10 protein-coding genes are annotated in these 9,091 nt (G+C 60.6%); 5 read left to right on the forward strand and 5 right to left on the reverse strand.

What is annotated here, in order from left to right:
• Positions 1-329: 329 nt before the first annotated feature.
• From B2W52_RS14235 to B2W52_RS14255, 5 genes are all read left to right on the forward strand, one after another.
• Positions 330-866, forward strand: coding sequence for a gamma carbonic anhydrase family protein (locus B2W52_RS14235; protein WP_092032197.1), 537 nt, complete (start codon positions 330-332; stop codon positions 864-866).
• Between the two features lie 66 nt (positions 867-932).
• Positions 933-1,178 (forward strand): hypothetical protein, encoded by a 246-nt coding sequence (locus B2W52_RS14240; RefSeq protein ID WP_053113440.1) that lies wholly within the window; start codon positions 933-935, stop codon positions 1,176-1,178.
• Between the two features lie 55 nt (positions 1,179-1,233).
• A complete protein-coding gene (mdoH, locus tag B2W52_RS14245) occupies positions 1,234-3,279 on the forward strand; it encodes a glucans biosynthesis glucosyltransferase MdoH (RefSeq protein ID WP_476738538.1) in 2,046 nt (681 codons plus the stop codon).
• The gene (locus tag B2W52_RS14250) at positions 3,276-4,826 is read left to right on the forward strand and encodes an alkaline phosphatase family protein (RefSeq protein WP_286803644.1); all 1,551 of its coding nucleotides are present in this window, start codon (positions 3,276-3,278) and stop codon (positions 4,824-4,826) included. Before mdoH ends, B2W52_RS14250 begins: the two co-directional genes overlap by 4 nt.
• 189 nt (positions 4,827-5,015) lie before the next feature.
• Entirely contained in the window at positions 5,016-5,471 is a 456-nt protein-coding gene (locus tag B2W52_RS14255; protein WP_014578884.1) for an Hsp20/alpha crystallin family protein, read from the forward strand.
• Between the two features lie 41 nt (positions 5,472-5,512).
• On the opposite strand, the gene B2W52_RS14260 is transcribed toward B2W52_RS14255, so the two are convergent.
• The 5 genes from B2W52_RS14260 to hemF all read right to left on the reverse strand — a co-directional run.
• Positions 5,513-5,830: a PA4642 family protein gene (locus B2W52_RS14260; RefSeq protein WP_014578883.1), complete on the reverse strand. Its 318-nt coding sequence runs from the start codon at positions 5,828-5,830 to the stop codon at positions 5,513-5,515.
• Positions 5,831-5,942: 112 nt separating this feature from the next.
• Positions 5,943-6,776 carry a flagellar motor protein MotB gene (locus B2W52_RS14265; protein ID WP_053113436.1) on the reverse strand — a complete coding sequence of 278 codons (834 nt, stop codon included), beginning with the start codon at positions 6,774-6,776 and terminating at the stop codon, positions 5,943-5,945.
• Positions 6,777-6,780: 4 nt separating this feature from the next.
• Complete coding sequence (locus B2W52_RS14270; RefSeq protein WP_053113435.1) at positions 6,781-7,554, reverse strand: motility protein A; 774 nt, start codon at positions 7,552-7,554, stop codon at positions 6,781-6,783.
• A gap of 54 nt (positions 7,555-7,608) precedes the next feature.
• Positions 7,609-8,436, reverse strand: a complete 828-nt coding sequence (aroE, locus tag B2W52_RS14275) for a shikimate dehydrogenase (protein WP_286803645.1) — start codon at positions 8,434-8,436, stop codon at positions 7,609-7,611.
• Positions 8,429-9,091 (reverse strand): oxygen-dependent coproporphyrinogen oxidase (gene hemF, locus B2W52_RS14280; RefSeq protein WP_286803646.1); only part of this gene is annotated, 663 nt, incomplete at its 5' end. The genes hemF and aroE, both read right to left, overlap by 8 nt.

The following is a 9,091-nucleotide window of genomic DNA, read 5'->3' on the forward strand; positions in this document are numbered from 1 at the left end:
TCAGTCAGTAACGGGTTATTCATAGGTCCCCTTCTCAGTTCGTCGAATCTTGGGTAGTTTGGTTTCTTAATTCTATGGGGCTGGCACCTGTGGGAGAGGTCCTTCCAAAACACGCTCCTGGCGGCACCCCTCCGGGGTCCGGCCTGCAATCTTAGATTGCAGTCGTTCGGCTGAAGCATGAAGCCTTGCTTCATAAACGCTCAGCCTCACCCATGTGACGCTTGACTGTCGCCATCCATGGCGACAGACAGTTTTGGAAGGACCTCTCCCACAGGCGCCCCGGGCCTCCGGGTATACGCGTTCAATTTCACTTTAACAGGTACTATGTAATGACGAATATACGTTCACACAAGGGTATCACGCCACATTTTGGGGAACGGGCATGGGTCGATCCAAGTGCCGTGGTGATTGGCGATGTGGAAACCGGCGATGATGTTTCCATCTGGCCGATGACCGTGGTTCGTGGCGATATGCACAAAATCCGCATAGGGCACAGGTGCAGCATCCAGGATGGGTCGGTCCTGCACATCACCCATGCCAGTGACTACAACCCCGGCGGTTATCCGCTCACCATCGGCGACGATGTGACGGTGGGCCACAAGGCACTGCTGCATGGTTGCTCCATTGGCAGCCGGGTTCTGGTCGGCATGGGCTGCATCATCATGGATGGCGCCGTGGTGGAGGACGAGGTGATTGTTGCCGCGGGCTGCCTGGTTCCGCCCGGCAAGACCCTGGAATCCGGGCACCTCTACGTCGGGTCGCCCTGCAAGAAAGCCCGGGCGCTTACGGAAAAGGAGCGGGGCTTTTTCAAATACACCGCCGCCAACTATGTCCGCCTGAAGAATGAGTATCTTAACGATCAGTAAGCCAGTGGTCTGAAGTCACCGCCGTGGCCGTATCTTTCGGGGTAACCTTACATCCCGGAGACCACTGTGGACACACCAGACCAACCGTTTGATCGAGCACTGCTCTACCTGCGCGCGGCAGGCCACGATACCGGTCCTGAAACCCGGGCGCGGTTGCACAGCCTGCTGCAGGTACACGCCGCTGACAACCCGGCCTTGAGCAACGGGCAGTTGCTGGCGCGGATGCCGGATTGGTTTACCCTGCCCGGGCCATGCCAGGGGCGCCCTCTGCCACCCATTACCCGGGCCAGTATCGGTTACCCTCGTGAATAGCGCCGCGTGCTGGCGCCCGGTCGCGTTCCGGCGACGCCTTCTGCTTATTTTCCTGGTGGCCGCTCAAACCCTGGCCGGCGTCTATTTGTTTGCCCAGACAGTGCCGGAGCAGGCGAATGGCGGAACGACTGCCACGTTGCTGGCCGTCTTCGGGCTCCTCTTTGCGTGGATCGGCGTGGGCTTCTGGACCGCCGTTTTTGGCTTTGTTGCGCTCCGCTTTGGCGGCGACCCCTGGAGCCTGTCCAGCCGCGTTGGGCAGCCTGAGTCCGAAGAAGCAACGCTCGCACCTACCGCCGTCGTGATGCCCGTTTGCAATGAACCGGTGCAGCGCACCCTCGGCGGTCTGAAAGCAATCATCCGCGATCTCGAACGAACGGGACAGCAGGAATCCGTTGATTTCTATGTGCTCTCGGACAGCCGGGACCCGGAAATCTGGCTCGAGGAACAGGCGACCTGCGAACAAATACGCCGGGACCTCGGCCCTGGCCAGCAATTGTTCTACCGGCGGCGCAACATCAACCTGAACTACAAGAGCGGCAATATCGCGGATTTCCTGCGTCGATGGGGTCGCCGCTACCGCTATATGGTGGTTCTGGATGCCGACAGCCTGCTCAGTGCCAACTGCATTACCCGGCTGATACAGCTCATGGAAGCCCGGCCCGAGGCGGGGATTATCCAGACCACACCCCGCCTGGCCCGGGCAGAAACCCGCTTTGGCCGGCTGCAGCAGTTCGCCAACCGCTGTTATGGCAGGCTCTACAGTGCCGGACTGGCGGCCATCCAGCTGGGTGAGGCCACCTACTGGGGCCACAACGCGATTATCCGGGTGGCGCCGTTCATGGCCCACTGTGGTCTGCGCAAGCTTCGGGGACCCGGTCTATTCCGGGGGCCGGTACTCAGCCATGATTTTATCGAAGCGGCACTGATGGGACGGGCCGGCTACGAGGTCTGGCTGGAACCTGCCATCGCCGGCAGTTTTGAGGAATCACCGCCGACCCTCGAGGATGACCTGATCCGGGACCGGCGCTGGTGCCGTGGCAACCTCCAGCATCTTTGGTTACTGGCAACCCTGGGGAAGATCCGGCTCGCCCATCGGATGGCCCTGGTAACCGGAATTTTCTCGTACCTGGCCTCTCCGCTCTGGCTGGTTTTCCTGGGCTTGTCAGGCTATGTGGCGCTGGCCGATTCGACGCCGGCTTTGCCGGGCGTGATGGCTACCACGGACACAGGCTCTGGTCCGGGCTTTCTGCTGGTCCTGGTGACTTCGGTGCTGCTGTTCGGCCCCCGGCTGCTTGCAATAGCGGACCACTCGTTGGCAAAGCGCACTACCCGGTTTGGCGGGCTGCTCAGGCTCTCGGGGAACACGCTGATGGAGACGCTCGCAGCACTGGCGCTGGCCCCCATCCGGATGTTGATTCACACCTTCCATGTTGGGGGCGCGCTGTCGAATCTCAGAGTTGGCTGGCAGGGACAGAACCGGTCCGGCGCTGCCAAGCCGGGGCTCAGCCTTCGGCACTTTGCCCTCCTGCTGGCTTCCGCCGTTGCGGCGCTCAGCCTGATCCAATGGCACGCGCCGTCGCTGACACCCTGGGCCCTGCCCGTATTGGCACCGGTATTGTTTTCACCGGCTCTGGCCTGGTGGCTGAGCCGAAAACCGGGCGAAGGGCAATGGTTGGCGGTGCCCGAAGATTACCGGACAACGAGGGTGATTGATCTTGCNNCCGGTCCCGCACCTATGGGTCATCGGACACCGGGCGGCCTGGACTGGTTCGAACAGATGGTTCTGTCTCCCGTTTCCGCCCGGGACCACAGGCGAAGTGCCTCGCCATTAAGGGGCAAGAAAGCGCGGGCCCTGGCGTCTCTGGTGGATCGCTGCGCCACGGAAGGAAAGCAGGGCCTGACTCACCGGGAGCTCAGCCTGATCTGCAACCACCCAGAGGCGTTAGCCGCCCTGCATTGGCGCGTCTGGCATGCCTCCCATGAATCACCCTGGCGGGAAACACTGACTCGTATGGCACAATCGGTTGAGGGAGACTCGCCGATACCGGTGCCCCTGCCCCGTCGGCAGGAACAGATCGCCTGGGTTGAGGTCGCTTCGTGATACTGGTCTGGCTTTTTCTGCTGAACGGGCTGTTCCTGTTTCCATCTCTGGCATTGCCGGGTAACACCCCCTGGCTTTCTCTGGAGGCCCTGATCCTATGGGCCATCATTTGCGGGCTCAGGGATCCCGAGCGGAGATACCGCGTCGCTCGTTCGCTGGCCGTCGCCTACGCGTTTCTGTTCCTGCTTGTTCTGGCAGATGCCCTGGTTCGGGAGAGTCTCGGCCGCGGCCTGAACCTGTATCTTGAAGTTGGCCTGTTGGATGCGGCCTGGAATCTGCTCAACACAAACCTGGGGGCGGCTCTGGCGATTGCAGCCCTCACCGCTCTGCTGGGTTTGCTCGCAGGCGTGGGCTGGCTGTTTCGCCATGGCCTGGAACGGCTGGCGCACCACTCGCCGGCACACTTGGGCAAACCGCTCTGGTTTGTGGCCGGCCTGTTTCTGGCCGGGGCCATCACGCCCTGGATTGGCAGCCCGGCGCTGGCCTTCGTTGCCAATCAGGCCTCCCTGATCACCCACACTCACCAGACAACCCGCAACTTTGCCAACGAATTGAGTGCGCTGCCAGGGCGGGAAGGCCGGGCAACGCCCCTGCCAAGGCTGGCACATACCGATGTCATTCTGGGTTTTATCGAATCCTACGGGGTGTCGACGGTCACGGACGAGCGCTACCGGTCACTCGTCAATCCGGGCCTTGAGGCGCTGGGCCGGTCCCTTGATGCGGCCGGGCTGTCGGTGGTGACTGGCCGGCTGCAATCACCCATCCAGGGTGGCCAGTCCTGGCTTGGTCATCTATCCGTGTTGAGTGGCCAGTGGATCCACAACCAGCTTGCCTACGAAACCCTCCTCAGCTCCGGCTACGCCACTCTAATCGATGACTTCCGCAGTACAGGGCACAGCACTGTCGCCGTGATGCCGGCAATCACCCAGGCTTGGCCCGAGGGCCGGCTGTTCCGCTACGACCGGATTTACGATCACGATGATCTGGGTTACCAGGGGCCGCCATTCAACTGGGTCACCATGCCCGACCAGTACACCTGGCACCGGTTTCAGGACATTCGCGATGCGAATGAGGGGCCGCTCTTTGCCGAGCTGGCGCTGATCAGCAGCCACGCCCCCTGGGTGCCGATCCTGCCGGTGCTCGATGACTGGCAAAGCATCGGCAACGGTGAAGTGTTCCGGCGCTGGGAGGGTGCTGGCGAGGCGCCGGTTTCGCTGTGGCGCGATCCGGACCGGGTCCGGGAACATTACGGTCAGGCGATTGCCTATGCTCTGGAAGTTGCCGGAGGCTTCGCCGCCCACTACCTGCGCCAGGACGCCCTGATGATCATTCTGGGTGACCATCAGCCGGCGCCATTGATCACCGGCGAGGATGCCAGCCGGGATGTGCTCGTTCATGTCATCAGTGCCAACCCATCGCTGGTGGAACCTTTCCTGTCCGGCGAGCTCCCGGGATTCCAACCCGGTATCCGGCCCGATCCGGAGACGGCAGGCGCCACCATGAGCCGATTCCGTCCGTTTTTACACCGGCATTTCGGGGAACTCTGAAGCCAATTTGACCCTGATCAAAATTCGACCAACCCCACCCTTGAAAACATTTTTGCTGCACCTACATTCGGAATTAGCAGAGGTTCACGGATAGCCATCCGGCAGGCGCTACCGGCATGGAGCAGTTCCGCGATCGAAGCTGATGCTCAACTATTCAGATTCGTTTCGTTTGAAAAGGAGGGATGCTTTATGAGCAATCTTACCCGCTGGAATCCGGTCAATGAGTTCGAAGACCTGATGAACCGCTACAACCGCATGTTTGGCCTGGCCCGCTCAGGCGGCGAGCGCGAAGGTAAAGACGTATTCAGCCGCAGCGACTGGGCGCCGGCCGTAGACATCAAAGAAACTCCTGAGGCCTTCACCATCGAGGCAGAGTTGCCGGGTATGTCCAAGGAAGATGTAAAGGTAACGGTACACGAGGGCGTTCTGAGTATTCAGGGAGAACGCAAGAGTGAAGATGAATCCAAGGACAAGAAGCATCACCGGATCGAACGATTCTACGGGAGCTTCCTTCGCCGCTTCACGCTGCCGGACAACGTTGACGAAAACAGCGTGAAGGCGAACTTCAAGGACGGAATGCTCACACTGACGCTTCAGAAAGCCGAGCCGAAAGAGCCCAAGGCCATTGAAGTCGACGTGCAGTAAACGCCATTGATCTCAAACCAGATGAAGCGGCCGCGCTGGGCTCAGTTGCCCGCCGCGGCCGTTTTCTTGGCGCCGGCGTTCTCCAGCGCCCGGGCATAATCGACACTGCGGCGATGACGGGAAATCAGGTCAAGAATGGTTTCCCCGTCTGGGCCTGCGGCATTCAGATCCCGACCCTCGGCAACAAAAAAGCCGATAAAGCGCTCGAAATCTTCGGCCCGCATGGCCTGATAGGCTTTCAACAGGGCGTTGAAGTCAGGGTTCTCGGCAGCATCCCAGGGCTGGATAGCCAGAAAACTTCTGACCCGCTCATCACTCCATTCTTCGCCAATCACTTTTGGCTTGTCCGGTCCACTCATGGTTACCCTCTCGCTCCGCTGTGCCAGTCAATAAACGGCGGACAGTATAAAGCCCTGAAAGCACGACAGTTATATGGATTACGAATGAGAAGCTTCACGCCGGATATAAGACTCAGGGCATGATTTCGACCGGCAGGTCGCCGGTCGGGACGTCATCGTTACACTCGGGATTACGAATCGCGATCTCCACCCGGCGGTTAAGGGCCCGGTTCTCTGGCGAATCGTTGGGCGCCAGAGGATTGGTCTCGGCACGACCGGCCGCCACCACGCGGTCGGCGGGTACCTGACGGTTCATCACCAGCTCGTGCACGACGGACACGGCTCGGGCCGCCGAAAGATCCCAGTTCGAACGGTAGCGGTCACTGGAGATGGGCCGGTCATCGGTGTAGCCGGACACCAGGACATCACCGGTACAGGCGGACAGCACATTGACCACCCGTTCGATGATCGGAATCATCTCGGGCTTTATAGCGGCCTCACCGGATCGAAAGGTGGCTTCCTCGGAAAAGCGGATCACCACCTGGTTCTGGTCGTAATTGACACTCAGGGCTTCCGACGCGACTTCCGATTCCAGCTCCCGGATCATCCGGCTGGCCAGATCAATCACGCCGCCGGGGATCTGGGTGGGCGCGACACCCTCGGCGCGCTCATCAATAAATTCGGGCTCCCTGGTCTGGGATTCCGTTGGCTCGGGAAGGGATACCGTCTCGGATTCAATCATCGTCAGGGGGGAACCACCGATATCATCGGCCAGGACATTACTGGAGCCAAAAGCGACCGCCATGGAATTGGCCATGGCCCGGTACTTCTCCACGTCCATCTCGGCAAACGACAGCAGGAGTATGAAAAAGGTCAGCAGCAGGGTGGCCAGATCGGCAAATGTGACGATCCAGGCCGGCGTCTGGTTCTGCAAACGCTTCCTGTTTTTCTTCTGGACCAGCTCCAAACCCTCAGGCCTCCCGCTCCGGCGCCAGGCCGGTGCGCTGCTCCGGGTGAACAAACGACGACAGCAGTTCGGTCATTACCCGGGGATTCTCACCGCGCATGATGTTCTTGATGGACGTGATAATCAGCACCTGGTTCCGGGCCTCGTCCTCGGCTTTCAGCTGCAGCTTGTCGGCCAGGGGCAGGGCAACCAGCTGGGCAATAAACGCACCGTACAAGGTGGTAAGCAGGGCGATGGCCATGGCCGGGCCGATGGAGGACGGATCGTCGAGGGTGTTGAGCATCTGCACCAGGCCTACCAGGGTGCCCAGCATGCCAATGGCCGGAGCCGATTCGCCGATGCCCCGGAACACCCGCTCGGCCACTTCGTACCGTTCGGCGGTCTGCTGGGTTTCCTGGGCCAGCGCCTCCTCCACGAGTTCCGGCGGGTGACCGTCGACACACAGATTAATGGCCTTCTGGAGGAACTCGTTGTCAGTCTGGTGGTTTTCCAGGCCCAGAATGCCCTCTTTACGCACCACCATGGCCAGTGATCCCACTTCCCGGATCAATTCCGCCGGCCGCGCCATACGGTCGGTGAATGCAGCCGACATGGCCAGGCGGAAGGCGCTCATGACTGACGCCATTCGGAATTTGATCAGGGTAACGGCGAAGGTTCCGCCCAGCACAATGGCAAGCCCCGGAAGGTTCAGGAACGTCAGGAAGGAGGCATTGGCGAGCATCGCCATGATGACGATCAGAACACCTGCCACAAGCCCTACAAGGGTAAGAATATCCATCGAAAATCCCTACGGAAGTTGACCCTGAGCATAGCCCAATCCGGGGGCAGCGGCTCAGTCGTTACGCAATTCCTCAATGACGGGGCCGGTGGCAGGGTTCACGCCGCGCCAGATACGGAAGGATTCCGCCGCCTGCTCCACCAGCATACCAAGCCCGTCATGAACGTTCTGTGCACCCTGTTCCAGCGCCCACTGATTGAACGTCGTGGTTTGCAGAGAATACATCATGTCGTAGACCACCGTTTGCTCTCCGACTACCTCCGGTGACAGCGGTGGCAGATCGCCCTGGAGGCTGGCACTGGTACCGTTAATGATCACGTCAAAAGGCTCCCGGGGCTTTTCGAATCCGCAGGCAGAAAGCACGGTCTCGCCCGCCACGGGTTTAAACAGGTTAACCAGCGCGTCAGCCTTGGCAACCGTCCGGTTGGCAATGGTAATGGCGGCAGGATGCTCCGCCAGAATCGGCCCCAGAACACCACGAACCGCGCCACCGGCCCCCAGCACCAGGATGCGTGCCTGCCCAAGGACAACTCCGTGGTTGACAACCAGGTCTCGCACAATACCGCACCCGTCAGTGTTGTCAGCGGTGAGCCGGCCCTCGTCATCGAGATACAGGGTATTGGCGGCCCCGGCATTCTCGGCCCGCTCGGTACGACGGTCCGCCAGCTTCCAGGCGTCCTCCTTGAAGGGCACGGTTACGTTCAGGCCCTTGCCACCCCGTTCAAAGAATTGCCTCACCGTGCCGGCAAAATCATCCAGTGGCGCCTGGATGGCCGTGTACTCAACCGGCTCACCGGTCTCGCTGGCAAACAGGCTGTGGATCCTCGGCGATTTGCTGTGGCTGATGGGGTTGCCAACTACCGCGTAGAGATCGTTAGTCATGTTGGGTCTCCAGCCAGTTCCGCCCGGTCAGGAAATAGTCTGTCAGCCGGGCTTCTTCCGAATCGGGCTCCGCGGTCCGGTTGTAGTCCCAGCGCACCAGCGGCGGCAGCGACATCAGTATGGATTCGGTGCGACCGCCGGATTGCAGGCCAAACAGGGTGCCGCGGTCATAGACCAGGTTGAATTCCACGTAGCGCCCCCGGCGGTAGAGCTGGAAATCCCGCTCACGGTCACCAAACGGATGATCCATTCGGCGCCGGACGATCGGCTCGTAGGCGTCTATGTAGCTATCGCCCACCGCTTTCATCAGGCCGAAATCCTGCTCGAAGTCGCCGGTGTTGTGGTCATCAAAAAACAGACCACCAACACCCCGGGGTTCATCCCGGTGTTTCAGATAAAAGTAATCATCGCACCAGTCCTTGAAGCGCTTGTAGGTGCCCTCTCCGAACGGCTCGCAGGCATCGCGGGCTGTTCGGTGCCAGTGCACACAGTCTTCCTCAAAACCGTAGTAAGGCGTGAGGTCGTAGCCGCCGCCAAACCAATAAACCGGCTCGCTGTTCTGCGGCGTGGCAATAAAAAACCGCACGTTGGCGTGGGAGGTCGGCACATAGGGGTTGTTGGGGTGGATCACCAGGGACACACCCATGGCCTGCCA

Origin of the sequence: Marinobacter sp. UBA2498 (assembly GCF_002341575.1) — a bacterium.
Classification (GTDB): domain Bacteria; phylum Pseudomonadota; class Gammaproteobacteria; order Pseudomonadales; family Oleiphilaceae; genus Marinobacter; species Marinobacter manganoxydans.